The organism is Leptospira brenneri (genome assembly GCF_002812125.1).
In the GTDB taxonomy this organism is placed as follows: Bacteria; Spirochaetota; Leptospiria; order Leptospirales; family Leptospiraceae; genus Leptospira_A; species Leptospira_A brenneri.
This window is the reverse complement of the sequence record NZ_NPDQ01000004.1, coordinates 263,432-290,259: the sequence shown is the minus strand read 5'-3', so window position 1 is coordinate 290,259 and position 26,828 is coordinate 263,432. Positions and strand designations below refer to the sequence as shown.

At 42.6% G+C, this 26,828-nt stretch carries 37 protein-coding genes; all 37 read left to right on the top strand.

Annotated features, from left to right (window positions below):
- The first annotated feature begins 32 nt into the window (after window positions 1-32).
- The 37 genes from rplK (at window position 33) to rpsK (ending at window position 26,820) form a co-directional block, all read left to right on the top strand.
- Window positions 33-458, top strand: a complete 426-nt coding sequence (gene rplK / locus CH361_RS10550; protein ID WP_100790771.1) for a 50S ribosomal protein L11 — start codon at window positions 33-35, stop codon at window positions 456-458.
- Window positions 459-485: 27 nt separating this feature from the next.
- Window positions 486-1,178, top strand: coding sequence for a 50S ribosomal protein L1 (gene rplA, locus CH361_RS10545; protein WP_004783789.1), 693 nt, complete (start codon window positions 486-488; stop codon window positions 1,176-1,178).
- Window positions 1,179-1,190: 12 nt separating this feature from the next.
- On the top strand, window positions 1,191-1,724 hold the full coding sequence (gene rplJ / locus CH361_RS10540; protein ID WP_100743131.1) for a 50S ribosomal protein L10: 534 nt from the start codon (window positions 1,191-1,193) through the stop codon (window positions 1,722-1,724).
- A gap of 36 nt (window positions 1,725-1,760) precedes the next feature.
- Window positions 1,761-2,144, top strand: a complete 384-nt coding sequence (gene rplL, locus CH361_RS10535; RefSeq protein WP_004783509.1) for a 50S ribosomal protein L7/L12 — start codon at window positions 1,761-1,763, stop codon at window positions 2,142-2,144.
- Between the two features lie 125 nt (window positions 2,145-2,269).
- Window positions 2,270-5,956: a DNA-directed RNA polymerase subunit beta gene (gene rpoB / locus CH361_RS10530; RefSeq protein WP_100790770.1), complete on the top strand. Its 3,687-nt coding sequence runs from the start codon at window positions 2,270-2,272 to the stop codon at window positions 5,954-5,956.
- A gap of 14 nt (window positions 5,957-5,970) precedes the next feature.
- Window positions 5,971-10,272 (top strand): DNA-directed RNA polymerase subunit beta', encoded by a 4,302-nt coding sequence (gene rpoC, locus CH361_RS10525; protein ID WP_100790769.1) that lies wholly within the window; start codon window positions 5,971-5,973, stop codon window positions 10,270-10,272.
- A gap of 150 nt (window positions 10,273-10,422) precedes the next feature.
- The gene (gene rpsL / locus CH361_RS10520) at window positions 10,423-10,797 is read left to right on the top strand and encodes a 30S ribosomal protein S12 (RefSeq protein WP_004783543.1); all 375 of its coding nucleotides are present in this window, start codon (window positions 10,423-10,425) and stop codon (window positions 10,795-10,797) included.
- Window positions 10,798-10,811: 14 nt separating this feature from the next.
- On the top strand, window positions 10,812-11,285 hold the full coding sequence (gene rpsG / locus CH361_RS10515) for a 30S ribosomal protein S7 (RefSeq protein ID WP_100790768.1): 474 nt from the start codon (window positions 10,812-10,814) through the stop codon (window positions 11,283-11,285).
- 73 nt (window positions 11,286-11,358) lie between these two features.
- Complete coding sequence (locus tag CH361_RS10510) at window positions 11,359-13,281, top strand: elongation factor G-like protein (RefSeq protein WP_100790767.1); 1,923 nt, start codon at window positions 11,359-11,361, stop codon at window positions 13,279-13,281.
- Window positions 13,282-13,330: 49 nt separating this feature from the next.
- Window positions 13,331-14,536, top strand: a complete 1,206-nt coding sequence (tuf, locus tag CH361_RS10505; protein WP_002974170.1) for an elongation factor Tu — start codon at window positions 13,331-13,333, stop codon at window positions 14,534-14,536.
- Window positions 14,537-14,541: 5 nt separating this feature from the next.
- The gene (gene rpsJ, locus CH361_RS10500) at window positions 14,542-14,850 is read left to right on the top strand and encodes a 30S ribosomal protein S10 (protein ID WP_002974412.1); all 309 of its coding nucleotides are present in this window, start codon (window positions 14,542-14,544) and stop codon (window positions 14,848-14,850) included.
- 11 nt (window positions 14,851-14,861) lie between these two features.
- Window positions 14,862-15,485, top strand: coding sequence for a 50S ribosomal protein L3 (gene rplC / locus CH361_RS10495; protein WP_100790766.1), 624 nt, complete (start codon window positions 14,862-14,864; stop codon window positions 15,483-15,485).
- 15 nt (window positions 15,486-15,500) lie between these two features.
- The gene (gene rplD / locus CH361_RS10490; RefSeq protein ID WP_100790765.1) at window positions 15,501-16,136 is read left to right on the top strand and encodes a 50S ribosomal protein L4; all 636 of its coding nucleotides are present in this window, start codon (window positions 15,501-15,503) and stop codon (window positions 16,134-16,136) included.
- Window positions 16,137-16,140: 4 nt separating this feature from the next.
- Complete coding sequence (locus CH361_RS10485; RefSeq protein ID WP_100790764.1) at window positions 16,141-16,446, top strand: 50S ribosomal protein L23; 306 nt, start codon at window positions 16,141-16,143, stop codon at window positions 16,444-16,446.
- Window positions 16,447-16,448: 2 nt separating this feature from the next.
- Entirely contained in the window at window positions 16,449-17,285 is an 837-nt protein-coding gene (rplB, locus tag CH361_RS10480; RefSeq protein ID WP_100790763.1) for a 50S ribosomal protein L2, read from the top strand.
- 13 nt (window positions 17,286-17,298) lie between these two features.
- Window positions 17,299-17,577: a 30S ribosomal protein S19 gene (rpsS, locus tag CH361_RS10475; protein WP_002974021.1), complete on the top strand. Its 279-nt coding sequence runs from the start codon at window positions 17,299-17,301 to the stop codon at window positions 17,575-17,577.
- An 8-nt stretch (window positions 17,578-17,585) separates the two neighbouring features.
- Window positions 17,586-17,936 carry a 50S ribosomal protein L22 gene (gene rplV, locus CH361_RS10470; protein WP_100721562.1) on the top strand — a complete coding sequence of 117 codons (351 nt, stop codon included), beginning with the start codon at window positions 17,586-17,588 and terminating at the stop codon, window positions 17,934-17,936.
- 3 nt (window positions 17,937-17,939) lie between these two features.
- Window positions 17,940-18,617: a 30S ribosomal protein S3 gene (gene rpsC, locus CH361_RS10465; RefSeq protein ID WP_100790762.1), complete on the top strand. Its 678-nt coding sequence runs from the start codon at window positions 17,940-17,942 to the stop codon at window positions 18,615-18,617.
- Between the two features lie 22 nt (window positions 18,618-18,639).
- Window positions 18,640-19,053 (top strand): 50S ribosomal protein L16, encoded by a 414-nt coding sequence (gene rplP / locus CH361_RS10460; protein WP_002974545.1) that lies wholly within the window; start codon window positions 18,640-18,642, stop codon window positions 19,051-19,053.
- On the top strand, window positions 19,050-19,322 hold the full coding sequence (rpmC, locus tag CH361_RS10455; protein WP_100790761.1) for a 50S ribosomal protein L29: 273 nt from the start codon (window positions 19,050-19,052) through the stop codon (window positions 19,320-19,322). Before rplP ends, rpmC begins: the two co-directional genes overlap by 4 nt.
- A 3-nt stretch (window positions 19,323-19,325) precedes the next feature.
- On the top strand, window positions 19,326-19,595 hold the full coding sequence (rpsQ, locus tag CH361_RS10450; RefSeq protein ID WP_012388932.1) for a 30S ribosomal protein S17: 270 nt from the start codon (window positions 19,326-19,328) through the stop codon (window positions 19,593-19,595).
- The gene (gene rplN / locus CH361_RS10445; protein WP_002974152.1) at window positions 19,592-19,984 is read left to right on the top strand and encodes a 50S ribosomal protein L14; all 393 of its coding nucleotides are present in this window, start codon (window positions 19,592-19,594) and stop codon (window positions 19,982-19,984) included. The genes rpsQ and rplN overlap by 4 nt, the downstream gene beginning before the upstream one ends.
- 1 nt (window position 19,985) lies before the next feature.
- Window positions 19,986-20,369 carry a 50S ribosomal protein L24 gene (gene rplX / locus CH361_RS10440; RefSeq protein ID WP_004783817.1) on the top strand — a complete coding sequence of 128 codons (384 nt, stop codon included), beginning with the start codon at window positions 19,986-19,988 and terminating at the stop codon, window positions 20,367-20,369.
- 3 nt (window positions 20,370-20,372) lie between these two features.
- The gene (gene rplE / locus CH361_RS10435) at window positions 20,373-20,924 is read left to right on the top strand and encodes a 50S ribosomal protein L5 (RefSeq protein WP_100790760.1); all 552 of its coding nucleotides are present in this window, start codon (window positions 20,373-20,375) and stop codon (window positions 20,922-20,924) included.
- Window positions 20,925-20,934: 10 nt separating this feature from the next.
- Window positions 20,935-21,120 carry a type Z 30S ribosomal protein S14 gene (locus CH361_RS10430; RefSeq protein WP_012476296.1) on the top strand — a complete coding sequence of 62 codons (186 nt, stop codon included), beginning with the start codon at window positions 20,935-20,937 and terminating at the stop codon, window positions 21,118-21,120.
- Window positions 21,121-21,136: 16 nt separating this feature from the next.
- On the top strand, window positions 21,137-21,535 hold the full coding sequence (gene rpsH / locus CH361_RS10425) for a 30S ribosomal protein S8 (protein WP_002973604.1): 399 nt from the start codon (window positions 21,137-21,139) through the stop codon (window positions 21,533-21,535).
- A gap of 14 nt (window positions 21,536-21,549) precedes the next feature.
- Window positions 21,550-22,089, top strand: coding sequence for a 50S ribosomal protein L6 (rplF, locus tag CH361_RS10420; protein ID WP_100790759.1), 540 nt, complete (start codon window positions 21,550-21,552; stop codon window positions 22,087-22,089).
- 6 nt (window positions 22,090-22,095) lie between these two features.
- Complete coding sequence (rplR, locus tag CH361_RS10415; protein WP_100790758.1) at window positions 22,096-22,464, top strand: 50S ribosomal protein L18; 369 nt, start codon at window positions 22,096-22,098, stop codon at window positions 22,462-22,464.
- 3 nt (window positions 22,465-22,467) lie between these two features.
- On the top strand, window positions 22,468-22,971 hold the full coding sequence (gene rpsE, locus CH361_RS10410; RefSeq protein ID WP_002973816.1) for a 30S ribosomal protein S5: 504 nt from the start codon (window positions 22,468-22,470) through the stop codon (window positions 22,969-22,971).
- Window positions 22,972-22,985: 14 nt separating this feature from the next.
- A complete protein-coding gene (gene rpmD / locus CH361_RS10405; protein WP_100743117.1) occupies window positions 22,986-23,165 on the top strand; it encodes a 50S ribosomal protein L30 in 180 nt (59 codons plus the stop codon).
- Window positions 23,166-23,169: 4 nt separating this feature from the next.
- On the top strand, window positions 23,170-23,703 hold the full coding sequence (rplO, locus tag CH361_RS10400; protein ID WP_100790757.1) for a 50S ribosomal protein L15: 534 nt from the start codon (window positions 23,170-23,172) through the stop codon (window positions 23,701-23,703).
- Window positions 23,704-23,712: 9 nt separating this feature from the next.
- Window positions 23,713-25,092: a preprotein translocase subunit SecY gene (gene secY, locus CH361_RS10395; RefSeq protein WP_002974039.1), complete on the top strand. Its 1,380-nt coding sequence runs from the start codon at window positions 23,713-23,715 to the stop codon at window positions 25,090-25,092.
- Between the two features lie 4 nt (window positions 25,093-25,096).
- Window positions 25,097-25,660, top strand: a complete 564-nt coding sequence (locus CH361_RS10390) for an adenylate kinase (protein WP_002973886.1) — start codon at window positions 25,097-25,099, stop codon at window positions 25,658-25,660.
- Window positions 25,661-25,670: 10 nt separating this feature from the next.
- Complete coding sequence (gene infA / locus CH361_RS10385; protein WP_012476295.1) at window positions 25,671-25,889, top strand: translation initiation factor IF-1; 219 nt, start codon at window positions 25,671-25,673, stop codon at window positions 25,887-25,889.
- Between the two features lie 8 nt (window positions 25,890-25,897).
- Complete coding sequence (rpmJ, locus tag CH361_RS10380; protein WP_002974084.1) at window positions 25,898-26,011, top strand: 50S ribosomal protein L36; 114 nt, start codon at window positions 25,898-25,900, stop codon at window positions 26,009-26,011.
- Between the two features lie 6 nt (window positions 26,012-26,017).
- The gene (gene rpsM, locus CH361_RS10375; protein WP_100790756.1) at window positions 26,018-26,395 is read left to right on the top strand and encodes a 30S ribosomal protein S13; all 378 of its coding nucleotides are present in this window, start codon (window positions 26,018-26,020) and stop codon (window positions 26,393-26,395) included.
- A gap of 11 nt (window positions 26,396-26,406) precedes the next feature.
- Window positions 26,407-26,820 carry a 30S ribosomal protein S11 gene (gene rpsK / locus CH361_RS10370; RefSeq protein ID WP_100743113.1) on the top strand — a complete coding sequence of 138 codons (414 nt, stop codon included), beginning with the start codon at window positions 26,407-26,409 and terminating at the stop codon, window positions 26,818-26,820.
- The last annotated feature ends 8 nt before the right edge of the window (window positions 26,821-26,828 follow it).

The following is a 26,828-nucleotide window of genomic DNA, read 5'->3' as shown; positions in this document are numbered from 1 at the left end:
ACTGATAGATTGATTAAGGAACTTTAAACGAGATGGCTGCAAAGAAAGTAGTAAAACAAATTAAACTCCAAGTGGAGGCAGGGAAAGCAAACCCAGCTCCTCCAGTAGGTCCCGCTCTTGGTCAAGCCGGACTCAACATTATGGAATTCTGTAAACAGTTCAATGAAAGATCAAAAAACCAAATGGGACTTAAACTTCCAGTGGTTATCACTGTTTATTCTGACAGAAGTTTTACATTCGTAACTAAATCCCCTCCAGCAGCTCTTCTTGTTTTGAAGGCTCTAGGACTTCAAGGTGGATCTGCCACTCCACACACTGTAAAAGTGGGAACAATCAAACGAGCTCAACTAGAAGAAATTGCAAAAACTAAGATGGAAGACCTAAACGCGAATGATATGGATGCAGCAGTGAACATCATTGCTGGAACTTGTCGTTCCATGGGTGTAAACGTCGAGTAATCATTAGGAAAAACGGGAACCCAAGTCATGAAACGCGGCAAAAAATATATCCAACTCAAAGAGAAAGTCGATCGCACAAAGGCTTATACCCTTGGTGAAGCGGTTGGTTTGGCAAAAGCTACTAGTTTTTCCAAATTTGATGGAACACTAGAGATTTCGACTAAAATCAATTATAAATCTCTTCAAAACGTAAGAGGAACCATTTCTCTTCCACACGGAACTGGAAAAACAATCAAAGTTTTGGTTTTCTGTAAAGGAGACAAACAAAACGAAGCGAAGGAAGCAGGTGCTGACTTTGTAGGTGATATGGACTTAATCGAAAAAGTTTCCGGTGGTTGGACTGATTTTGATGCTTGTGTGGCTACTCCTGATATGATGAAGGAAGTAGGAAAACTTGGTCCAGTTCTTGGTCGTAAAGGTCTGATGCCAAAACCAAAAGCTGGAACAGTGACTACAGATGTAGCAAAAGCAGTAAAAGAACTCAAAGCAGGTCGAATTGAATACCGTCCTGACAAAGGGGGAGTGGTTCACTTAGGAGTAGGAAAATGTTCCTTCTCTGATGATAAACTTTCTGATAACATCAATGCAGTAGTTGCCGCTCTGATGAAAGACAAACCTTCTGATGCGAAGGGAGATTACCTCAAGTCTTTCTCTGTTGCTGCCACTATGGGAATCGGCGTAAAAGTCGATGTAAAAGAACTAGTAAACGCAAACATATAACGAGTAAGAACAATGGCAAATCCATCTAAAATTGAAGCAGTAGCAGAACTTAAAACTCGTTTGGAAAAACGACCAAATTTCATTTTAGCATCTTACAGCGGTTTAACTGTTGAAGATATGTCTAACCTTCGTGCGAAACTTCGCAAAGAAGGATCGGAAATGAAGGTAATCAAAAATAACCTTTTCCTCCGAGCTTTAAAAGAGTCTTCTGAACATAAAAACAACTCCATTGATTTTGGGGATGTTTACAAAGGACCACTTGCAGCTATTTTCTCTCTGGATGCACTTCCAGCAGTAGCAAAAGTATGTAAGGACTTTGCAAAAGATAAGAAGGAACTCGAAATTAGAACCGGCTATATGGACGGGGAAGTTTTGGGTAAATCCGGAGTAGAGGCGATTGCTGGACTTCCGTCCAAACAAGAACTTCTTGCGCAAGTGGCTCGTGGGATCAATGCTCCTGCAACGCAAATTGCTTCTGGAATCAATCAAATCATGGCATCACTGGCTCGCGCCATCAATGCTGTAGCCGAGAAAAACGGCAATTAGTAATCATAGTGATTAGTAGGATAAGGAGAATATAGGATGTCTGTTGACGCGCTATTAGAACAAATTGGAAGTCTTACATTAGTTCAGGCAGCTGATCTAGTGAAAAAGATGGAGGACAAATTCGGGATTTCTGCTGCTGCACCGGTTGCGGTAGCGGCTGTTGCGGGTGCAGGTGGTGGCGCAGCTGCTGCTGAAGAGCCTGCAACTTTCAATGTAATCTTGAAAGCACACGGTGACAAAAAGATCGACGTTATTAAACTCGTTCGCGAAATCACTGGTCTTGGATTAGCAGATGCGAAAACGCTTGTAGAAGCTGGTGGAAAATCAGTGAAAGAAGGCGTTTCTAAAGATGAAGCTGCTGATATTAAGAAAAAACTCGAAGGTGTTGGGGCTCAAGTAGAAGTTGCTGCTGCCGGTTAATCGGTTGCCAATTTTTAAACCCAGCTTTCAAAAAATTAGAGGCAGGGAGGCCGTAGGCGTCCCCACCTCTATTTTTTCATTTATCATACAATCTACTATTTTGACGTCTCTAGGGAGAGTATTCCATGCATACCCGAATGCAAATTAGAAACCGGGTAAATTTCGGTAAAATTACCGACCTCAATTTACTTCCTAATCTTATCTACGTACAGAAAAAATCCTTTGATTGGTTTCTCCAGTCGGAAGTGAAAGATCCGACAAAACGTTTGAACCAAGGATTGGAAGCCGTGTTTCGCGAGTCTTTTCCAATCGAATCGCCAAACAACGATATGGTCATGGAATATGGCCATTATATTTTGGGAGAGCCGAAACGCGATCCACAAGAATGCAAAGACACTGATTCTTCCTTTGCTGTTCCACTAAAAGCAGTCATCCGACTCATCATCAAAGATACCGGAGAGATCCGGGAACAAGTTGTCTACATGGGAGACCTTCCTGTGATGACAGACCACGGAACTTTCATCATCAATGGTGCGGAAAGGGTAGTGGTGAGCCAGCTTCATAGATCCCCTGGTATTTTCTTTTCGTACGACCAAGTGCGAGATACTTTCTCCGCTCGTGTGATTCCTTACCGTGGATCTTGGTTGGAATTCGAGATGGACAACAAGGGAATCCTTGTTGCAAAAATCGATCGTAAGAAAAAATTCCCAGCAACCCTTCTTGTAAAAGCGATGGGTATGGGAACGAACGAAGAAGTTCTTCGTCTTTTCTACGGATCTTCTAAAATGAAGATCGCCGGAGCCAATCCAAAAGACCTCAAACGTCTGATTGGTCGCCGAACTATCGCTGATATCATCAATATGGAAACCGGAGAGGTAATGCTCGATGCTGGTTCCAAAATCAATGAGGATAATATCTCCATTCTTCGTGAAATGAAGGTAAAAGATGTGGATGTCATTGAATTTCCAAAAGGAAAAGACAATCCGGTTCTCATCAACTGTTTGGAAAAAGACGGTGTTAACGATTACGAAGATGCTGTTAAAAAATTCCATACGATCATGAGACCAGGGGAACCTTCTACGATTGAAAACGCAGAAGCAGAACTGAAACGCCTCTTTTTCTCACCTAAAACTTTTGATTTAGGAATTGTTGGTCGTTATAAAATCAATAGTAAATTCGAATTCAACAATCCAAAAGAATTCGCAAAAGCCGAAGACCGAGTTTTAAGAAAACAAGACATCATCGAAACCGTTCGTTACCTTGTGATGCTTATGTCAGAAGCAGAAAACTACTATCCGGATGATATTGACCACTTAGGAAACAGAAGGATCCGTTCGGTGGGTGAGCTCATTGCCAACCAATTGAAACTTGGATTCTCTCGTGTGGAACGAGTGATCAAAGAAAGGATGACAGTTCAGGAGCCAGAACAACAAACTCCTCAACTTCTCATCTCCATCAAACCAATCACTGCTGTGATCAATGAGTTTTTTGGATCTTCACAACTTTCTCAGTTTATGGACCAAACAAACCCGCTTGCTGAACTTACCCACAAACGTAGGTTAAACGCACTTGGGCCAGGGGGACTATCTCGTGACCGCGCTGGTTTCGAAGTTCGTGACGTTCATTATTCTCACTATGGTCGTATGTGCCCAATTGAAACACCGGAAGGTCCAAACATTGGTCTCATTCTTTCCATGTCTAGTTTTGCAAGAGTAAACGATTATGGGTTCATTGAAACTCCATACCGCCTTGTAAAAAACGGAAAAGTGCAAAAACAAGTCGAGTATCTCACTGCAGACAAAGAAGAATACCACTATATGGCACAGTCCAATTCGACTGTAGATGATAAGGGTGAATTTACATCCAAACTCATCTCTACTCGCCATAGAGGGGACTTCCCATTCCGTAGCCCATCAGAGATCCAATATATGGATCTAGCTCCGCTCCAAGTAGTTTCTGTTTCGACAGCTCTCATTCCATTCCTCGAGCATGATGATGCGAACCGCGCTCTTATGGGTTCGAACATGCAACGCCAAGCGGTTCCTCTTTTAACAGAAGAGGCTCCTTTTGTGGGAACTGGTATGGAATCTCGTGCCGCTTACGATGCGGGAGTTTGTATCGTTGCTAAAAAAGACGGTGTGGTTTCTAAAGTAGATGCTACTGGTGTTTGGATCAAAGAAGACCAATCCAAAGAGATCTCTCATTACCCACTGATTAAATTCAAAAAAACCAACCAAGGAACTTGTTTTAACCAAAAACCAAACGTGTCTATGTTACATACAACGACTGGTGGAAAGGTAAGTAAAGTTTCTAAGGAGAGAGTGGAACTCACTTCTCCTAACGGTGAAAAAGAAACACATGAACTTTTCCATTCGGAAGATGTACAATATGTATCCGTTGTCAAAGAAGGCCAAGACTTAGGAATTGGCGCTCCTGTTGCTGGACAAATCATCAAGGGTGAAAAATACGGAGAATTTGGACAAATCCTACAAAAAGGAACTGTCCTTGCAAATGGTCCGTCCACTGATGCTGGTTATTTGGCACTAGGTAGAAACGTCCTTGTGGCATTTATGCCATGGGAAGGTTACAACTTTGAGGATGCGATTCTCATTTCGGAACGAATCATCAAAGACGATGTTTTCTCTTCGATCCACATTGAAGAATTCGAAATCCAAGCTCGTGAGACGAAACTAGGACAAGAACAAATCACTCGTGACATTCCAAACCTTTCGGACAAAGCGTTCCGTGATTTGGATGAGTCTGGTGTGATTCGTGTAGGTGCAGAAGTAAAACCTGGTGATATCCTTGTGGGTATGGTGACTCCAAAAGGAGAAACCGACCTCACCCCAGAATATAAATTATTACACTCCATCTTTGGAGAAAAGGCAAAAGAAGTAAGAGATTCTTCTCTTCGTATGCCAAACGGTTTTGAAGGAACTGTGATCGATATCAAACGTTATTCCCGTGAAACGGGCGATGAACTCGCTGCAGGTGTGGAAGAAATGGTAAAAGTCTACGTGGCACGCAAACGTAAACTCCTCGTGGGTGATAAGATGGCGGGTCGTCACGGAAACAAAGGAGTCGTGGCCCGTGTGATGGCACAAGAAGATATGCCATACATGGAAGACGGAACTCCTGTTGATATCGTGTTAAACCCACTTGGGGTTCCTTCTCGTATGAACCTCGGCCAGATTTTTGAAACGCAACTTGGTTTTGCGGCCAAAAAACTAGGGATCAATTTTGAAACTCCTGTATTTGATGGAGCTTCAGAAGGTGATGTTCATGAATTCTGCAAAAAAGCGGGATTACCAGAAAACAGCAAATTTCAGTTATACGACGGAAGAACGGGAGAAAAATTCATCAACCAAGTATTCTGCGGATATATTTACATGTTGAAACTGGCTCACTTGGTGGATGATAAAATTCACGCAAGATCCACTGGACCTTACTCACTTGTTACGCAACAACCACTCGGTGGTAAGGCGCAGTTCGGGGGACAAAGGCTCGGTGAGATGGAAGTATGGGCACTCGAAGCGTATGGTGCATCACACACCTTGCAAGAGTTACTCACTATCAAGTCCGATGACATGTTAGGGCGGGCAAGAATTTACGAAGCGATTGTAAAAGGAATCCACTCGATCAAACCGGGAATTCCAGAATCATTCAACGTTCTTGTGCAAGAACTCCGCGGACTCGCTCTTGATATCATTATCAAAGACTCCGAAGGATTGGAAGTGGATATCTCTGATTACGAAGATGAATTCTCGAAAAACAAAAAGAAAATTAAATTCGAGACCATCGAAAACGTTTAGGGAAGGGAAAAAGTATGAGAAATTACAATAGTTTTGAATCGATTACGATCCGTTTGGCTTCGCCTGAGCGGATCAAAGAGTGGTCGTTTGGGGAAGTAAAAAAACCTGAAACGATCAACTACCGTACCCTAAAACCGGAACGGGATGGTCTTTTCTGCGAAAAAATCTTCGGAACCACTAAGGATTGGGAATGTTACTGCGGTAAATTCAAATCCATCCGTTATAAGGGAGTGGTTTGCGACAAATGCGGGGTTGAGGTAACTCACTCTAAAGTTCGTCGCGAAAGAATGGGTCATATCGAACTTGCGGCTCCAGTATCTCATATTTGGTACTACCGTTCCGTTCCATCTCGTATGGGTCTCCTTCTTGATATGACCATCAACCAACTCAAAAGTGTTCTTTACTTTGAGAAGTATGTGATCATTGACCCCGCTGATTCTGGAAGAAACCGCGGGGAACTCATCGATGAAGATGAATACCATAATTATTTAGATGAATACGGTGATAAGTTTATCGCAGGGATTGGTGGGGACGCCATCAAAGAACTTCTCGCACGCATTGATGTGGATGCAGAAGCTCGTGTCATCCGCCAAAAAATCCAAGATAAAAACAAAATCTCCGACAAACGTATTTTCAAACGCCTAGAAGTTTTGGAAGCTTTCCGTGATTCTGGAAACCGTCCTGAGTGGATGGTGCTTGATGTAGTTCCGGTCATCCCACCAGAACTACGTCCGATGGTGCAACTAGAGGGGGGACGTTTTGCAACTTCCGACCTAAACGATTTGTATCGTCGTGTGATTAACAGAAACAACCGACTCAAACGACTCCTTGCATTAAAAGCTCCTGAGATCATCGTACGAAACGAAAAACGTATGTTACAAGAAGCAGTGGATGCTCTTTTTGATAACAGCCGTCGTAAACGCACAGTAAAAGGAAAAGGAAATAGACCTCTAAAATCTATCTCCGATATGCTCAAAGGAAAACAAGGTCGGTTCCGCCAAAACCTACTCGGAAAACGGGTAGATTATTCTGGTCGTTCCGTAATCGTTGTGGGTCCTGAACTCAAATACCACCAAATGGGTCTTCCTAAGAAAATGGCTTTGGAACTATTCAAACCATTCATTATGAAACGCCTAGTGGATTTGGAACTAGCACCAAACATCAAATCTGCGAAGAAAAAAATCGAAGCAGAAGACAAAGAAGTTTTTGATGTATTGGAAACAGTGGTGAAAGAACACCCAGTATTACTTAACCGTGCTCCGACTCTTCACAGACTAGGAATCCAAGCATTTTTACCAGTCCTTGTAGAAGGAAAGGCAATCAAACTCCATCCACTCGTTTGTCACGCGTTTAACGCCGACTTCGACGGGGACCAAATGGCGATCCACGTTCCGCTCGCTCCTAAAGCACAGCTGGAAACTTGGATGTTAATGTTATCTCCGCATAACATTCTAAACCCTGCGAACGGACAACCGATCTGTGGACCAACACAAGATATCGTTCTTGGAATTTACTATTTAACTTCGGAAGTGAAAGACGCGAAAGGTGAAGGTAAATTCTTCACTGGTTTAGAAGAAGTGATGTATGCGATTGAAACAAAAACTGTGGAAATTCGCTCCAAAATTTCTGTCCTTCACGAAGGTAAAATCATCGAAACCACACCGGGAAGACTTATCTTCAACCAGGTGATGCCAAAAGGTTATGTTTATATCAACAGGACCCTCGGTGATAAAGAAACAAACAAAATCATTGCAGACGTATACGAGAAGTTTGGACCAGGAATCACAGTTGTGATGCTGGATGAAATCAAACGTCTCGGTTACCGTTACGCGACTGTATTTGCTCCAACAATTTCCATTGATGACATCCGAGTTTCTCCTCAAAAAGAGGGTCTTGTGACTGATGCCAACAAAGAAGTTGAAAAAGCGGATATGGAGTATCGTAAAGGGATCATCACAAACGAAGAACGTCGTAAAAAAGTAATCGAAATTTGGACCAAAACCAATGACCGAATTACAGAAGGTATGTTTAAGGAACTAGAAAAAGACCAATCTGGATTCAACCCAGTTTACGTCATGGCAGCTTCTGGTGCTCGTGGTTCCAAACAACAGATTCGTCAGCTCGCAGGGATGCGGGGTTTAATGGCGAAACCATCTGGAGAAATCATCGAACTTGCGATTCGTTCTAACTTCCGTGAAGGTCTCGGAGTATTAGAATTTTTTATCTCAACTCACGGTGCGAGAAAGGGTCTTGCGGATACGGCGTTAAAAACTGCCGATGCCGGTTACCTCACTCGTCGTCTTGTAGATATTTCTCAGGACGTGATTGTTTCTGAAGATGATTGTGGAACGAAAGCAAACATCACTCTTGGAATCGTAAAAGAAGGGGAAAACGTAATTGTTTCTCTAGCGGACAGAGTGTTCGGTCGTTATACGGCAGAAGATCTTGTGGATCCAGTTTCCGAAAAAGTGGTTTTCCCGAAAGACACTCTCATCACAAGAGCGATTGGCCAACAAATTGAAAACCTTGGTTACGATAAAATTAAAGTAAGATCTCCACTCACTTGTAGATCACGCCATGGAATTTGTACAAAATGTTATGGTATGGACATGGCTCGCCTAGTGCCTGCAGAGATCGGAGAAGCGGTGGGAACCATTGCAGCTCAATCGATCGGACAACCAGGAACTCAGCTAACCATGAGAACGTTCCACGTGGGTGGTGCGGCATCTGCTACCATTCAAGAAAAAGAACATAAAGTTCCTTATCGTTCCATCGTAAAATCGATTAACGGTCGTCTTGTAACCAATGCAAATTCTGCAAAAGTTTTTGCTCGTCGCGGAACTATCATCGTGAACCGACTCATCCAAGAATACAATACTGATTCACTTTCTAGTGTTCGTGTTACGGACGGACAAAGATTGGAAAAAGGGGAAGTATTTGCGACCCAAGTTGGTGAATCAACAGAACAACGAATCACTTCTGACCAAGCGGGAACGGTAACTCTTGTAGGAACCACTCTTAGAATCTTGGGTGATGACTTCGTCATTCCAGTCAAAATTGGAACCATGCTTCGTGCAGAAGAAGGCCAAATCGTAGAGGAAAACAAAGCCCTTGCTGAGTTCGACCCTTATAACGAAGTAGCTGTTTCTGAATCTGCAGGAACCATTCAATGGGAAGATTTAGAGATTGGTAAAAACGTTCGTCGCGATGTAGATCCAAAAACTTCTAATATCATTCTGAAAGTTGTGGAACAAAAGAAAGATCGTCTCGTTCCAAAAGTCCTTGTGGGATCGGATGAATACTCCGTTCCTGTGGATGCTCTCCTCCAATTCCAAAATGGAGACAAAGTCCGTGAAGGGGATGTGATTTTCAAAATCCCATCTGTGGCTGAAAAAACTCGAGATATTACCGGTGGTCTTCCAAGGGTAGATGAACTTTTCGAAGCTCGTCGTCCGAAAGATGCCTGCACACTTGCAGAAATCGATGGAAAGATCGAAGATAAAGGGGAAATCGTAAAAGAAAAACGAATTCTTTATATCATCCCAGAAACGGCTGAACAAGAAAAAGTAAAAGTAGCGATCCCGATCGGAAAACAAATCCGTGTTCGCCAAGGCGACTTTGTAAAACGAGGAGATCAGTTGGATGAAGGAAACTTTGATCCACATGATATCCTTGCGATCAAAGGACCTAACGCTCTTCACGAATACCTTGTTTCTGAAGTTCAGGAAGTATACCGTTTGCAAGGGGTTCATATCAACGATAAACATATCGAAGTTGTGGTTCGCCAAATGCTTCGTAAGGTGATTATCACTGATAGTGGGGACACATCGTTTGTAAACCAACAACAAGTGGATAAATTCCTCTTTGATGAAGAAAACGACCGAGTGGAAAAAGAGGGGGGATCTCCTGCTCAAGGAACTCCTGTCTTACTGGGACTTACAAAAGCATCCCTCAATACAGAGTCTTATTTCTCTGCGGCTTCCTTCCAAGAAACGACTAAGGTTCTAACGGATGCGGCTATCAAAGGAAAAACAGACAATCTGATGGGTCTGAAAGAAAACGTAATCATTGGTCACATGATTCCTGCAGGAACAGGTATGAAAAAATACCGTGACATCGAAGTTTTCAAAGACCTGCCAGGTGATTTGGATTGGGATCTAGAATCGGAAGAAGAGGAAGAAGAAGTTTCCGAACTCTCTGAATCAGCTCCTGTTTCGACTGCCACACTTTCTCGCCTTGTTGCTGAAGAAGACGAGGACGAAGATGAGTTGGAAGAAGAATCCGATGATTCTGACGATGAGGACGACGACGATTAGATTCGGAACCCGCATCAGTCTCTAGAAACTAGGTTTTAGATAGTTTCTAGGGACAAAATCATGTTTTCGTTTACAAAATGTCCGCGTCTGGAATTTTGGACGAAAACGTCATTATTTTTTTAAAGACAGAGAAGTAGAAGAAGGAATCGAATGCCTACAATTAACCAGCTCATCCGCATTGGAAGAGAAGATCAAAAGAAAAGAACTAAATCTCCTGCCCTAAAAGCGTGCCCACAAAGACGTGGAGTTTGCACAAGGGTAATGACCTTTACTCCTAAAAAACCGAACTCCGCTCTTCGTAAAGTAGCAAGGGTTCGTCTCACTACTGGAATTGAAGTGACTGCTTACATTCCTGGTGAAGGTCACAACCTCCAAGAACACAACGTGGTTCTGATCCGTGGGGGAAGGGTAAAAGACTTACCAGGGGTTCGTTATCATATCATTCGTGGAACACTGGATACACTCGGTGTGGACAAACGTCGTAAAGGACGTTCTAAATACGGCGCTAAGCGTCCTAAAGCGTAATCGGAGAAAGGTAGATGTCTAGAAGAAGAGGAAAAGTTGAACCGCGCCATATTGAAGGCGATCCTAAATACAACGACAAAGTGATTTCTAAGTTTATCAACTGCCTAATGGTAGATGGTAAAAAAAGTGTCGCTGAATCCGTGTTCTACGATGCACTAGAAGTAATTGCTAAAAAAACAGGACAGGATCCTTACCAAGTTTTCCAAGAGGCTTTGGAAAATGCAAAACCACAAGTAGAAGTAAAATCTCGCCGAGTGGGTGGGGTGACTTACCAAGTTCCAATCGAAGTTCGTCCTGAAAGACGACTTGCTCTTGGAATCAGATGGCTCATTCGTTACAGCCGTGATAGAAACGAAAAATCAATGAAGAATAAATTGGCAGCAGAATTCATGGAAGCTCAAAAAGGCACTGGATCTGCAATCAAGAAGAAAGAAGATATCAGAAAGATGGCAGACGCCAACAAGGCTTTCTCTCACTACCGCTGGTAGTCTTTTTCATTCGATTCCAAACATTGACAAGCCAGGTGAAAACCTGGCTTTTTTATTTTAACGTGAAATTTTTATGAAATACCGAACTGTTGGAATTTTTGCACATATCGATTCCGGTAAAACCACCCTGACGGAAAGAATTCTTTTTGAAGCGGGTAAAATTTCTGCAGTGGGATCCATTGAAGATGGGACAACCGAATCCGATAGTTTGCAGGAAGAAATCGAAAGAGGAATTTCGATTCGGACAACCTTCCATTCGATTCCATGGAAAACAACATTCGGTGAGTTTCAAATTCAACTCGTAGATACTCCGGGTCATATAGATTTTCGAAATCAGGTGACTGATCTTTTGGCGGCAATGGAGATAGCCATTGTGGTTTTGGAAGCGGGTGCGGGGGTCCAATCACAGGCAAGGCTCGTGATGGAGGAGTTGCTCAAAGCAGAAATTCCTATGGTTTTCTTTATCAATAAACTCGACCGTTTTGATGAAGAGTATTTGGATACTTTGGTTTCTCTGGAAGAAATTCTGCAGGGAGCCCCTGTCTCTCTTTTTCAAAAAGGGGAATCTGGAAAGTTGGAATACTATCTAAAAAATCCTTCTCGGTTTCCGAAGTCAGTAAAGGAGGAAGTCCTTTCTTGGAGTGATGAACTCCTTCTTTCTTCTTGGAATGATCCTTCCGGTCAAACTGACTATTCTTTGATTGCTCTCCGTACGGGACCCGGACAGGGAAAACTATACCCGGTGTATGGCGGTTCAGCCAAAACGGGGGAAGGGGTTCGTGAACTTCTGGATCTTGTTCTTTGGACAGAACCAAAGGCGAAAAAAGAATCATCCTTGGATGAGTTTCCTCTTTTGGTTCTTTCTCGGCGGACGGATCCAAATCTTGGTCGGTATGCGGTGGTTTACCCAACAGAAGATCGTCACGTGGAAACATTCTACAAAACCTTGCAAAAGCAAAAAAACTTAGGGCTAAAAGAGACCACCGAAACCTCTACTCATCCTTTGCAAATCATAGATCCAGACTCAGAAGAGAAACTGACCCAGGTGACTCAAGGGAAACTTGTATTTTTGCAAGAGCATCCGGACCTGGTCCTTCTTCCAGGTTCTCCGGTTTCGGTAAAAACTAATTTCGATCTTGAGGGTAAACATTCGGAACGTTCCCCAAGCCCCTTTTCGATTGCGATTGAACCGGAACTTGCTTCCGAAAAAGAGTTTTGGTTATGTCGTTTGGAGGAACTGGGTTGGGAAGATCCAGGATACAGGGTAATTGAAAAAGAGGAAACCGGACAATTGGTACTCTTTGGGCGAGGGGAGCTTCATTTGGAGATTGGAATTCGAAGGATTCTGGAGAGAACTGAAAAAAAACTCCAATTTAGTTCGATAAACATTGCCAAAATAGAGCTTCTAAAAAAAATGTCTCATAAGGTTGCCCTAGAGCATCGTGCCTTTGAAGACCAAAAGTCAAGCGGCGCGCTCATCGCAGTCCTGGAAGATACTGCCGATTTTTCGAAGCAAATTGCCTTCGAGGTAAGTCTTCCGGAAGAAGTAAAAAATTCGATAGAAACATCCTTTTTGGAAGCCTGCTTGTACGGGTTTTACGGTGAGGAAGTTGCCGGTCTCCGATTGAGAGTCATTTCTTATGAAATGCCCAAGGGAGAAATGCAGACCACGTTAACGCTTTTGAAAGTAGCAATACTTGCGGGCGTAAGGGAATTGTTTCCATCAAACACTAAGTTGGTCGGACCCCTCACGGAAGTGGATGTGATGGTAGACGCGGACCACTTGGGTGTAGTTCTTTCTGATCTAAGTCGCAGAAGCGCCAAGGTGGTATCCATCTTCGAAGCTGTGGCAGGGAAGAGTCACTTAAAAGCCAATGCACCGGCTCAAAACCTGCTTGGCTTTTCAGGGGCTCTTAGAAACATGACCAAAGGGATTGGCATTTCTTGGGAAAGGACTGCTTTTACCTATGAATTTCATGCAGTTTTAAAGGAGTAAAGAACCGAGGATCGGGTCTTGCACCACGATTGAGGAGTAGATTCTAACAATGGCTAAAGAAAAATTTGACCGTTCAAAACCACACTTAAACATCGGAACAATTGGTCACGTTGACCACGGTAAGACAACCCTAACAGCAGCTATCACAACAACGCTTGCTAAGTTAGTTGGTGGAAAAAACAAAGCGATTGCTTACGACCAAATCGACAACGCGCCAGAAGAAAAGGCTCGTGGGATTACTATTGCAACGTCTCACCAGGAGTATGAAACTCCTAACCGTCACTACGCACACGTAGATTGCCCGGGACACGCGGACTATGTTAAAAACATGATTACTGGTGCTGCTCAGATGGATGCTGCGATTCTTGTAGTATCTGCAACTGACGGTGCTATGCCACAAACTAAAGAACATATCCTTCTTGCTCGCCAAGTAGGGGTTCCTTACATCGTGGTTTACCTAAACAAAGCAGACATGCTTGCTGCTGATGAAAGAGACGATATGGTGGAGATGGTTAAAGAGGAAATCAAAGACCTTCTTAACAAATACAACTTCCCTGGTGATAAAACACCTTTCATCTCTGGTTCTGCATTAAAAGCTCTTGAAGGTGAAGATTCTGATTTAGGAATGAAATCCATTCTTAAACTTATGGAAGCAGTTGATACTTACGTTCCAAACCCTACACGTATCGTTGATAAACCTTTCCTTATGCCAGTTGAGGACGTATTCTCAATCACTGGTCGTGGAACTGTTGCAACTGGTCGTGTTGAGCAAGGTGTTCTTAAAATCAACGACGAGATCGAAATCGTTGGTATCCGTGATACATCTAAATCAGTTGTTACTGGTATTGAGATGTTCCGTAAATTACTCGATCAAGCAGAAGCTGGAGACAATATTGGTGCTCTTCTTCGCGGAACTAAAAAAGAAGACATCGAAAGAGGTCAAGTTCTTGCGAAACCGGGTACTATCACTCCACACAGAAAGTTTAAAGCGGAAGTTTACGTTCTTACTAAAGACGAAGGTGGACGTCATACTCCATTCTTTAACAACTACCGTCCACAGTTCTACTTCAGAACTACAGACATCACTGGTGTTTGTAACCTTCCTGGTGGAATGGAGATGGTTATGCCGGGAGATAACGTTACGATGTCTATCGAACTTATCCACCCAATTGCTATGGACCAAGGTTTGAAGTTCGCGATCCGTGAGGGTGGAAGAACAATTGGTTCTGGTGTTGTTGCGGAGATCGTTGAGTAATCGCAATGGCTGGACAAAGAATTCGCGTTAAGTTAAAAGCTTTCGATCATCGGTTGATTGACCAATCAACCTTTGAAATCGTTGCGACTGCGAAGAGGACCGGAGCTACTGTCTCCGGTCCAATCCCACTTCCAACGAAAAAAGAAATCTACACGGTATTACGTTCTCCGCACGTGAATAAAAAAGCTAGAGAACAGTTTGAAATGAGAACTCACAAGAGACTCATCGATATTTTAAATACGAATGAAGATACGGTAGAAGCCCTGATGAAGCTTCAACTCCCTGCTGGAGTTTCCGTAGATATTAAATCCTAAGGATAGGATCCATGGCTAAAGGTTTAATCGGCGAAAAATTGGGCATGGCCCACATATTCAATAACGACGGTAAGATGGTTACTGTAACTGTTTTACGCGTGGGTCCTTGTTTTGTGTCCCAGGTAAAAACTTCTGCTAACGACGGCTACGAAGCGGTTCAGTTAGCTTTTGGTGATGCCAAGGAAAAACACATGACAAAGGCCGAAGTTGGACACACGAAAAAAGCAAACATTGCAGCTCCGAAAAAAACTCTGATTGAATTCAAAGGTTTTGAAGATGTAGCGGTGGGATCAGAAGTAAAACTCGCTGATGTATTTGCTTTGAACGACACGGTGAAAGTAACAGGAACTTCCAAAGGTAAAGGAACTCAAGGTGTTGTAAAACGCCATGGATTTGCTGGTGGACCTGCTGGACATGGTTCCAGATTCCAAAGACACCCTGGTTCGATTGGTTCCAACACAACTCCTGGACGTGTGTTCAAGGGTTTAAAAATGGGCGGAAGAATGGGTTCTGAACAGAGCACAGTACGAAACCTAAAAGTAGTAAAAATTGATGCAGACGCCAACTTGGTATTTGTATCCGGTCCGGTTCCAGGAAAAGAACGCGGTATCGTTACGATAGAAAAAATCGGATAAATAGATAGGTAGAACATGAAAGCGCGTAAATACAATAAAGAAGGCGTATTCGTAAGCGAAGTTGAACTTCCGGCAGAACTTTTTTCTACCGGCATTTCGCTTGGAGCCATCTATGATGCGGTTAAAGCTGAAAATGCGAACAATAGACAAGGAACACATTCCACTAAGGATCGTTCTGAAGTTCGCGGTGGGGGAATCAAACCTTGGGCTCAAAAAGGAACTGGTCGTGCAAGACAAGGATCCATCAGAGCTCCTCATTTCGTTGGTGGTGGTATCATTCATGGACCAAAACCAAGAGATTATTCCTCTAACTTGTCACGCAGCGTTAAGAAAAAGGCTGTTCTCTCCATCCTTAATAAAAAGGCAGAAGAAAACAGAATCGCGATCATAGAAGACGTAGAACCTTCTTCTTACTCCACAAAATCCATCTACAACATTTTGAAGAATATGGAAATTGCGGAGAAGGGTAACGTGGGTTTTGTGGTAGCTGGTGAAAACCAATTCCTCAAAAAATCCACTCGCAATATAGAGAACCTCAAATATGTGAACAGCAAACGAGTCGTTTGCCGAGACATCCTCTATAATAACAATTTAGTAATCTCTGAAAGCGCTTTAAAAGAGCTTCAGGCTCAGTACTCTAAGAAGGGATAAGACAGTGAACCTAGAGAATGTAATCTTATCACCAGTTGTTACAGAAAAGTCGCAAGACCTTCAAACAATTGGAGAACGTATGGGAAAAAGAACTGTCAAGTATACGTTCAAAGTCCACCCGGATGCGAACAAAACTTTGATCAAACAGGCTCTGAAACAAATGTATAACGTAGTTCCAACAAATGTAAACGTTGCCGTTTACCGTGGGAAAATGAAACGTTTTAGAAACATGCCGTCTCCAAGACCGCACTACAAAAAAGCTGTAGTGACCTTTGCTGACGGAGCAAATTTGGATTTTGCTAAGGTTTAATTATGGGAATTAGAAAACTTAAACCCACAACCCAGTCTAGCCGTTACTACTCGGTTTTAGATTTCAAAGAAATCACTGAAGTAGTTCCTTACAAGCCACTTACAGCTAACTTTTCTTATAAAGCTGGTCGTGACAACAAGGGACGTATTGCTGTTAGACGAAAAGGTGGACGTAACAAAAGAAAGTTCCGGATCATCGATTTCAAACGTAATAAATTTGGAATTCCAGCGACTGTAAAAACAATCGAATACGATCCAAACCGCTCTGCTTTTATCGCGCTTGTTTGTTACTCAGACGGCGAATACCGATACATTTTAGCTCCTAACGGACTAAAGGTTGGTGATAAACTTGAGTCAGGTCCAAACGCAGAAATCAAATTAGGAAATACTCTTCCTTTAGATAAAATTCCTGCAGGAACTAACGTTCACAACATTGAACTTCATATCGGAAAAGGCGGCCAAATCGCTCGCACAGCAGGATCTTTTGCTGTGATCTCCGCAAAAGATGGTGACTACGTTTCTCTCAAACTTCCTTCTTCGGAAATCCGAAAAGTGCGTAAAGAGTGCTTAGCAACAATCGGAGAACTTTCCAATAAAGACCATAACTTGGTCATCATTGGTAAAGCGGGACGTAACCGTTGGTTAGGGAAGAGACCGAAAGTAAGAGGGGTCGTTATGAACCCTGTGGACCACCCACTCGGTGGTGGTGAAGGTAGAACTTCCGGAGGTCGTCACCCTGTGACTCCTTGGGGTAAACCTACGAAAGGATTTAAAACACGTAAGACTAGACCGTCTGACCGTTTTATTGTCCAAAGACGTAAGAAAAACAGGAATAGGTAGGATCTAGATACTCATGGCTAGAAGCTTAAAAAAAGGTCCGTTCATTGACGACCACCTCATGAAAAAAATTACCAAGTTAAACTCTGAAGGGAAAAAAACTCCCTTCAAGTCTTGGTCCAGAAGAAGTACCATTTATCCAGACATGATCGGTCACACCGTAATGATTCATAATGGCAAAGCGTTTGTTCCTGTATATGTAAACGAAAACATGATTGGTCACAAACTCGGTGAATTTGCTCCTACTAGAACCTTCAAAGGTCATGGTGGGGACAAAAAAGTAGCGAAGAAATAGGTAGAGAGATGGAAGCAAAAGCAGTAGGAAAACACCTCAGAATTTCTGCCAGAAAAGCTCGCCTGGTTGCAGATGAAGTTCGTGGATACGATTATAAAGAAGCCATTGATATCTTGCGTTTTACAAATAAATCAGCAAGTTCAATGATCATCAACCTTTTGAATTCTGCAGTGGCTAATGCCATTCAGATGAATGAAAGTTTGGATCCAAGTTCACTTTATGTTAAAAAAATCTATGTGGATGACGGCCCTATCATGAAACGTTTCCGCCCAAGAGCACGTGGTCGTGCTTCAAGGATCCGCAAACGTCTTAGCCACATCACTGTTGTCGTATCTGAAATCGAAAAGAAGGTTAGCTAATTTATGGGTCAGAAAGTAAATCCAATCGGACTACGAATCGGAATCACACGTAACTGGGATTCAGTTTGGTTTTCCAAACAAGATTACATTAAAAATCTTCACGAAGATATCAAGATCCGTAGATTCCTTCAGAAGAAATTCAAAAACGCATCCGTTGTGAAGATCGTAATCGAAAGATTTCCTGAGAAAATCAACGTGAACCTCCATACTTCTAAACCAGGTATGGTGATTGGTCAAAAAGGCCAAAACATCGAAGCGGTAAAACAAGAACTTAAAAAATACGCTGATAAACCGATCGGAATGAACATCATCGAAGTGAAAAAACCAGAAGTCATTGCTCAAGCAATTGCCGAAACGGTTGCTCTTCAAATCGAACAAAGGATGCCTTTCCGTCGCGTGATGAAAGCGGAACTTCGTCGTGCCATGCGCGGTGGGGTCGAAGGTGTGAAAATCCAAATCTCCGGACGTTTGAATGGAGCAGATATGGCAAGAACAGAAAAGTATATGGAAGGACGAGTTCCTCTTCATACTCTTCGTGCCAAAATCGACTTTGGATTTAAAGAAGCTCTCACGACTTTCGGTCAAATCGGTGTGAAAGTATGGACTTATACAGGTGACTACTTCCCAACTAAGGAAGAGTCCGATGAAGATAAATACGCTGTAAAACGTAGAACTAGTTAAGAAGTACTAAAGAGAAACAATCATGTTAGCACCTAAACGAGTAAAATTTAGAAAACGCCAAAGAGGGCGCTTAAAAGGTAAGGACGAAAGAGGTTCTTACGTTGCGTTCGGTGAGTATGGTTTAAAAGCCATTTCTTCCGGTCGTATCACAGCGCGACAAATCGAAGCTGCAAGGATTACTATCAACCGCCAAGTAAAACGAGGTGGGAAATTGTGGATCAGGATCTTCCCTCATTTACCAATCACTAAAAAACCTGCCGAAACTCGTATGGGTAAAGGTAAAGGTAACCCTGAATTCTGGATTGCTGAGATCCGTCCTGGTCGTGTCCTTTTTGAAATGGCTGGTATCGATGAAGAAACAGCAAGAAAAGCTCTTCATTTAGCAGCTTTCAAACTGCCAGTGGAAACTTCATTTGTTAAGAGGAACGTTCTATGAAAGACGATTTTAATTCACTTTCTCCAGAAGATTTGAAGAAAGAAATTCTTTCCTCTTCCGAAGAAGTAAGAAAAGCAAGATTTCAGTTTGGTGTGACAAGATCCCTTGAGAACCCAAAACTAATCCGCAATCATAAGAAGAGAATTGCACAAGCGCTCACTGTACTTCGTGAGAAAGAACTCAGCGCAAAAGGCAAACTCAAACAAATCGCACCGAAGGCTGGTTCAGCTCCTAAAGCTGCCAAAACGACCAAAGGTAAGAAGAAGTAGGTTATGGAAGATAAAAACTCTAAAAAGTCTTTAACCATTCAGGGTGTAGTTGTGAGCGATGCTATGGATAAAACTGTAGTGATCGAAATCATCACAAGAAAAGTGCACCCGCGGTTTAAGAAGATTATGACCAGAACTTCCCGCGTGAAAATTCACGATGAGAAGAACGAGTGTCAAGTTGGTGATCGAGTCATCGCTGTGGAAACAAGACCACTTTCTAAACAGAAACACCATAAACTTGTAAAGGTAATTGAGAAGGCGAAATTAGTATGATCCAACAAGAAACTATTTTACAAGTAGCCGATAACTCGGGTGTGAAAAAAGTCATGTGCGTTAAAGTGCTTGGCGGTTCCAAAAAACGCTACGCAACGCTTGGTGACGAAATCATCGTCGCTGTTAAGGAAGCACAACCTGCATACGGTCTTCGTGACGGGCAAGGTAAAAAAGTGCATAACAAAGCGGTTCAAAGAGCAGTTGTTGTGAGAACGAAAAAAGAAGTTCGTCGCCCAGACGGAACTTACATTCGTTTCGATGACAATGCCGTTGCCATCATTGATGACAAAGGGAATCCGAAAGGAACCAGGATCTTCGGACCTGTTGCCCGTGAACTTCGCGATAAAAAATACATGAAAATTATATCTCTCGCTCCGGAGGTCCTCTAAAATGGCAGCTAAGTTAGCATATAGAGGCTCCGAGCCCACTAAATTCAAAAAAACGAAAATCAAAAAAGACGATGAAGTTCTTGTGATTTCCGGAAAAGAAAAAGGAAAAAAAGGGAAAGTTCTAGCGATCGATAAACGCAAAGACCGTGTTTATATCGAAGGTGTGAACAAAAGAAAAAGATTTGTGCGCCCAACCCAAGAGAACCCTCAAGGCGGAGCGATCGAAATCGAATTCCCAATCCATATTTCCAATGTGATGTTTCACGACGCAAAAGCAGAGAACAAAGCAAAGCCTAAGAAGAAAATTAAGGCTGTACGCTTGGGCTTTGCCAAGAAGGATGGTAAATCCGTACGAGTGACTCGACCTGAAGGGAAAGAAGTATAAGATATGGTACCTAGGCTTAAATCAAAATACGAAACGGAAATCCGTCCTACACTCCAAAAGTCACTCGGCTTTCAAAGTGTAATGAGAGTTCCCAAATTAGAAAAAATCGTGATCAACGTAGGTATGGGCGAAGCTCATACGAATCCAAAAGCGATGGAAGCTTGTTTGGTAGAAATTGGTCAAATTACAGGCCAAAGACCAGTGAAAACTTTCGCTAAGAAGTCCATTGCGGGTTTCAAAGTGAGAGAAGGAATGGTTCTCGGTTGTAAAGTTACCCTTCGTGGTCATCATATGTATGAATTCCTTGATAGATTCATCAACGTGGCTCTTCCACGGGTTCGTGACTTTCGCGGAGTCAACCCAAAAGGTTTCGACGGTCGAGGAAATTACAACCTTTCCGTAAAAGAGCAGATCATCTTCCCTGAGATTCATTTTGATAAAATCAATACTATCTATGGGATCAATATCACTTTCGTAACGAACACGGAAGTGGACAAAGAAGCGTTCGAATTATTCCAAGCCTTCGGTATGCCTTACCGAACGGCAGGTAAGTAGGAGATTACTCATGGCGAAAAAATCAATGATGGAACGCCACGCCAAAGAGCAAAAATTCAAAGTGAGAGAGTACAATCGTTGCCCTCTTTGTGGTCGATCACGCGCTTATTTGCGCCGCTTTGATATGTGTCGTCTTTGCTTCCGGGACCTTGCTAGCAAGGCTCAGATCCCCGGTGTGAAAAAGTCCTCCTGGTAATTAGGTTAAGGTAAGTATGAGTCTTTCAGATCCAATCGCAGATATGCTAACAAGAATCAGAAACGCACAACAAGCTAAACATGAGCTTTGTGTGATTCCTGGTAGCAAAATCAAAAAGTCCATCCTAGATCTTCTTAAAGAAGAAGGTTTTGTTGATGATGTTCAAACAGTAAAAAATGGAAGTTTTGATGACTTCCAAGTAAAATTAAAATACGACACGGAAAAAAAGCCGGTAATTCGTATGATCGAGAGAGTATCCACTCCTGGTCGTCGAGTTTATATCCAATCTGGCGAAATCCGACCGTTCCGAAATAACATCGGAACCCTCATCCTTTCTACTTCGAAAGGTGTGATGACAGGAAAACGTGCACGCAAACTCAGAGTAGGAGGGGAAGTTCTCTGTAAGGTATTCTAGAGAACGATAACACCATGTCTCGAGTTGGAAAAAGTATCATTAAATTACCTGCAAAGGTAGAAGTGAAAGCAGAAGCAGAAGCCCTGACAATCAAAGGGCCTCTAGGGGAATTAAAAACTCCTATTTACGAAGGTGTTAGCGCCAATGTGGAAAATGGCGAACTCGTTTTCACTCGTAAAAGTGAAGATCAAAAGACTGTGGCTCTCCACGGTCTCGTTCGTTCCCTTGCGATGAACTGCGTAAAAGGTGTGACCACTGGTTGGGAAAAGAATTTAGAAATCACTGGGGTTGGTTATCGTGCACAAAAACGCGGTAAGGATCTAGTGATGGCTCTTGGATATTCTCACGAAGTTGTTTTCCCTGAACCTACTGGTATCAAAATCGATGTTGCAGATCAGCTAAAAATCAAAGTATCGGGAATTGACCGACAACTGGTTGGACAAGTTGCGGCTGACATTCGTTCGAAAAGACCTCCTGAGCCTTACAAGGGCAAAGGGATCAAATATGCGAATGAATACATCCGTAGAAAGGCCGGAAAGACCGGTAAGAAGTAGAACGTCATGATCAATAAGACAGCTAAAAATATCAAAAGATTGAGACGAGCGGAACGAGTCAGATACAAACTCCGCTCTACATCGGAAAGACCTCGGTTGGTTTTCAATAAAACAAACCGTTACCTCACTGCACAAATTATTGATGATGCAAAGGGTGTAACTCTTGTTTATGCAACTACTCTTGGTAAAGATTTTCCGAAACATGAAAATTCAAAGAAGAGTAAATCGGCTGCGACCGAACTCGGTAAAGTAGTCGCTGAAAAAGCGAAAAAAGCAGGTGTTTCCCAAGTGGTTCTCGACAGATCTGGAATGGTTTACCATGGAAAGATCGCTGCTTTTGCTGATTCTGCCCGCGAAGGTGGATTGGAGTTCTAAATGATGTTAGAAGAAGAAACAAAAGAATTTACTGAGAAGGTCGTAAAAATCGACCGAGTTGCCAAAGTAGTGAAGGGGGGACGTCGTTTCTCCTTCAACGCACTTTCTGTTGTAGGTGACTCTAAAGGAAAAGTAGGAATTGGATTTGGAAAAGCGAATGAAGTTCCAGATGCGATCCGAAAGTCCATTGAATCGGCAAAAAAGAATTTAAAATCCATTCACTATATCGGTCATACGGTTCCGCACGATGTAGTCGGACAGTTCAAATCCGCTCGTGTGATTTTGAAACCGGCTTCTCCAGGAACGGGGATCATCGCTGGAGCTTCTGTTCGTTCCGTATTGGAAAGAGCAGGAATTCAAGATGTTTTGACAAAGTCATGGGGTTCTTCAAACCCAATGAACATTGTGAAGGCGACAATGGATGCATTACAACAGTTGGAAACACCGTCAATGGCGGTGAAACGACGTGGTGTTAGTCTCAAACATTTGTTTGGGCAAGATCTATAAGAAGGAATCTGACTATGGAAGAAGTGATCGTAACGCAAGAAAGAAGTTCTATTGGAATCATTCCGATTCACAAAAAAACTCTGATTGCACTCGGCCTTAAAAAGAAAGGTCAATCCAAGAAACACAAAATGACTCCCCAATTGAAAGGGATGTTACGACAAGTAGGTTACTTGTTGAAAGTGGAAAAGGTATAATTGTATGGCACAAGATAGAATTGAACAAGGTCGTGGATTTGGGGCAAAACGTCCCAAAAAATCCACTTCTCTCGGAAACAAAAACTTGGTTCCAGTTCCGGAAGGTGCTAAAACCTCTCCGAAACGTGTGGGTCAAGGTCCAGGGTCCGGAATGGGAAAAACTTCCACTCGTGGTTCCAAAGGACAAAGAGCTCGTGCAGCTTCGATGAGACGTGGATTCGAAGGTGGACAGCTCCCTCTCCACAGACGTTTGCCAAAACGTGGTTTTACAAATATTTTCTCAGTAGAGTTCCAACCAGTAAACTTGATCTCTTTAGCAAAAGCAGGTCTTTCTGGGGAAGTAACTCCTGCCATTCTTAAAGCCAAGTCTTTGATTAAGTCCGAAGTCGGACCAATCAAATTACTCGGAACTGGAGAAGTGACAAGTGCCATTACCATTACGGTAGATGCTTTTTCTGCCTCTGCAAAAGAGAAAATTGAAAAAGCGGGTGGAAAAGTCATCATTAGAGAAAAGAAAAAAGAAGAGAAAAAAAACTAGATATAACCTATGTTTCAAACCATCGCTAACATCTTTCGAATCCCGGAATTAAGATCTAAAATCCTATTTACAATAGGTATGTTGTTACTTTTCAGAATGGGAACTCACGTAACCATTCCTGGTATCAATAGTTTGATTGTGACGGGCATTACTGCCGATCCGAGTGAAGGTTTCCTCGGAATGGTGGATTTGTTTGCTGGTGGTGCTCTTTTAAAATTTTCTATTTTTGCACTAGGAATTATGCCTTATATCTCTTCTTCCATCATTATGCAGCTAGTCATGGTTCTCATTCCTAGTTTGCAAAAAATGCAGAAAGAAGGGGAGGAAGGTAGAAAGAAGATCCAACAGTACACTAAGTATGGAACTCTTATCCTTTGTGCCATCCAATCTCTTGCTGTGATTCAATTGGCAAATTCTTGGTCTACTGGATCAGGAACGGCGCAAGCGAAATATCCTGGCCTCATCAATCCATCAGTAGAAGGATACTTTTTGCCGATAGCGATGTTATCCATCACTACAGGAACTGTTCTTCTTATTTGGCTAGGGGAACAAATCACAGAACGTGGGATTGGTAATGGGATCTCTCTCATCATCTTTGCTGGTATCATCGGTCGTATGCCAGAAGCACTCATTGCTATGTTTACTTCTGATACTTCGGATGCTCTCAGTATCCTGATTCTTATCATTATATTTATCGTATTAATTTCACTTACAGTGATTTTAACCCAAGGGGTTCGCCGGGTTCCATTAAACTATGGAAAACAAATGGTTGGCCGAAAAATGGTTCAGGCTCGTAGCCAATCCATCCCTTTTAAAGTGAACAGTGCAAACGTAATGCCTATTATCTTTGCATCCTCTTTGATTTTGTTTCCACAAACGATTGTTCAGTGGTTATCATCTAAGGGTGGTCAGTGGGCTGGTTGGGCAGTGATTATGGACTATTTTAATCCATTTTCACAAATCTGGTACCATGCATTATTTTATTATGTGATTTATACCTCTCTAATCATTTTCTTTGCTTATTTCTATACAGCGATTCAGTTCAACCCACAGGAGTTGGCTGATAACTTAAAGAAATATGGTGGGTTTATTCCTGGTGTTCGCCCTGGAAGCCAAACAAAAGATATGATTGAGAAGATCTTGAATCGAATCACCCTACCGGGTGCTCTTTTCCTTGCTGGTCTTGCTCTTGCTCCGTATTTAATCATAAAGTTTTTAAACCTCGGTTCGAACACCGGTGGGGGAACTTTAGTGTATACTTTCGGAGGAACTTCACTTCTCATTATGGTGGGTGTGGCTCTCGAAACTTTGAAACAAATCGAAGCCCAACTCCTCATGAGAAACTATGAAGGATTCATGAAAAAGACTAAAATCAAGGGAAGAGTGTAACCGGATGAAGAGACTCATATTTATGGGGCCCCCAGGCGCAGGCAAGGGGACCCAAGCTGACATCATCAAAGAGAAATACCAAATTCCACAGATCTCTACCGGAGATATTCTCCGCGCTGCCGTAAAAAACGGAACCCCTATGGGGATAGAAGCAAAAAAATATATGGACGCAGGGGACCTAGTTCCAGATGCTGTCGTTATCGGCATAATTCGCGACCGATTGGTCGAATCTGATTGTGCGAATGGATTCATTCTGGATGGATTTCCTAGGACGGTGGAGCAAGCAAAGGCTCTCTCGGAAATCCTCAAAGAGCTCCGCATGGAGCTCGACTCCGTTGTCAACCTAGACGTTCCTGACGAAGAACTCGTCAAACGGTTGCTAGGTAGAGCGATCAAAGAAGGACGCTCGGATGACAACGAAGAGACCATCAAAAACCGTCTGCATACTTACAACACCAAGACGTTGCCCCTAATTGACTTTTATAAAGGCTCTGGGATCCTTCGGCAAATCAATGGTTTGGGAAGTATGGAAGAAATCACTAACACTATTTTAAAATCGATCCAGTAGGAGATAGACCCTGGCTAAGGAAGAAGCAATAACTATTGACGGAACCGTTTTAGAACCGTTACCGAATGCTATGTTCCGTGTGGAACTAGAGAATGGTCACAAAGTTTTAGCACATATTTCGGGAAAAATGCGTATGCATTATATCCGTATTTTACCCGGCGATAAAGTTACTGTAGAACTTTCTCCTTATGACCTAACTAAGGGTCGCATCACTTACAGAAAGAAATAGGAACCATAATGAAAGTTAGAGCATCAGTTAAAAAAATCTGTCCAGAGTGCAAAGTCATTCGCAGAAAAGGTGTAATCCGAGTGATTTGCACAAACCCTAAACACAAACAAAGGCAAAGATAGGAAGATATGGCACGTATCGCGGGTGTTGATTTACCATCAAACAAAAGAATATTGATCGGTCTTACATACGTATTTGGTATTGGTAAGACGTCCTCTCAAAACATCCTGAAAAAAGCAGGAATTGACGAATCTATCCGGGTGAAGGACCTTTCGGACGAACAAGAAGCCGCGATCCGACGAGTCATTGAAGAATCATACCAGGTAGAAGGGGATCTTCGTTCCGAAGTCAACCTGAACATCAAACGATTGATGGACGTGGGTTGTTACAGAGGTTTCCGTCATAGACGTGGCCTTCCTGTTAACGGACAAAGAACAAGAACCAACGCAAGAACCCGCAAGGGAGTCAAGAAAACTGTAGCCAATAAGAAAAAGGCTACTAAGTAGAGGACTAATCCATGGCTGAAAAAGACGCTAAAAATAAAAAAGATACCAAAAAGGTTAAGAAAAAAGAAAAGAAAAACGTTCCTCGAGGTAAGGTTTATATCCAAGCTTCGTTTAACAATACAATCGTATCGATTACCGATATGGCTGGAAACGTTCTTTCTTGGTCCTCTTCCGGAATGATGGGATTTCGTGGTTCTAAAAAATCCACTCCGTATGCGGCACAAGTTGCAGCTACTAATGCAGCAGAAAAAGCAATCGAAGCTGCTGGTCTTTCTGAAGTAGATGTAATGGTTTCTGGTCCAGGAATTGGACGTGAATCTGCCATTCGTTCCTTAACGACTAAAGGCATTTCAATTAAACTCATTAAAGACGTAACTCCGCTCCCGCACAATGGGTGCCGACCACGAAAAAGAAGAAGGGTGTAGGAATTAGA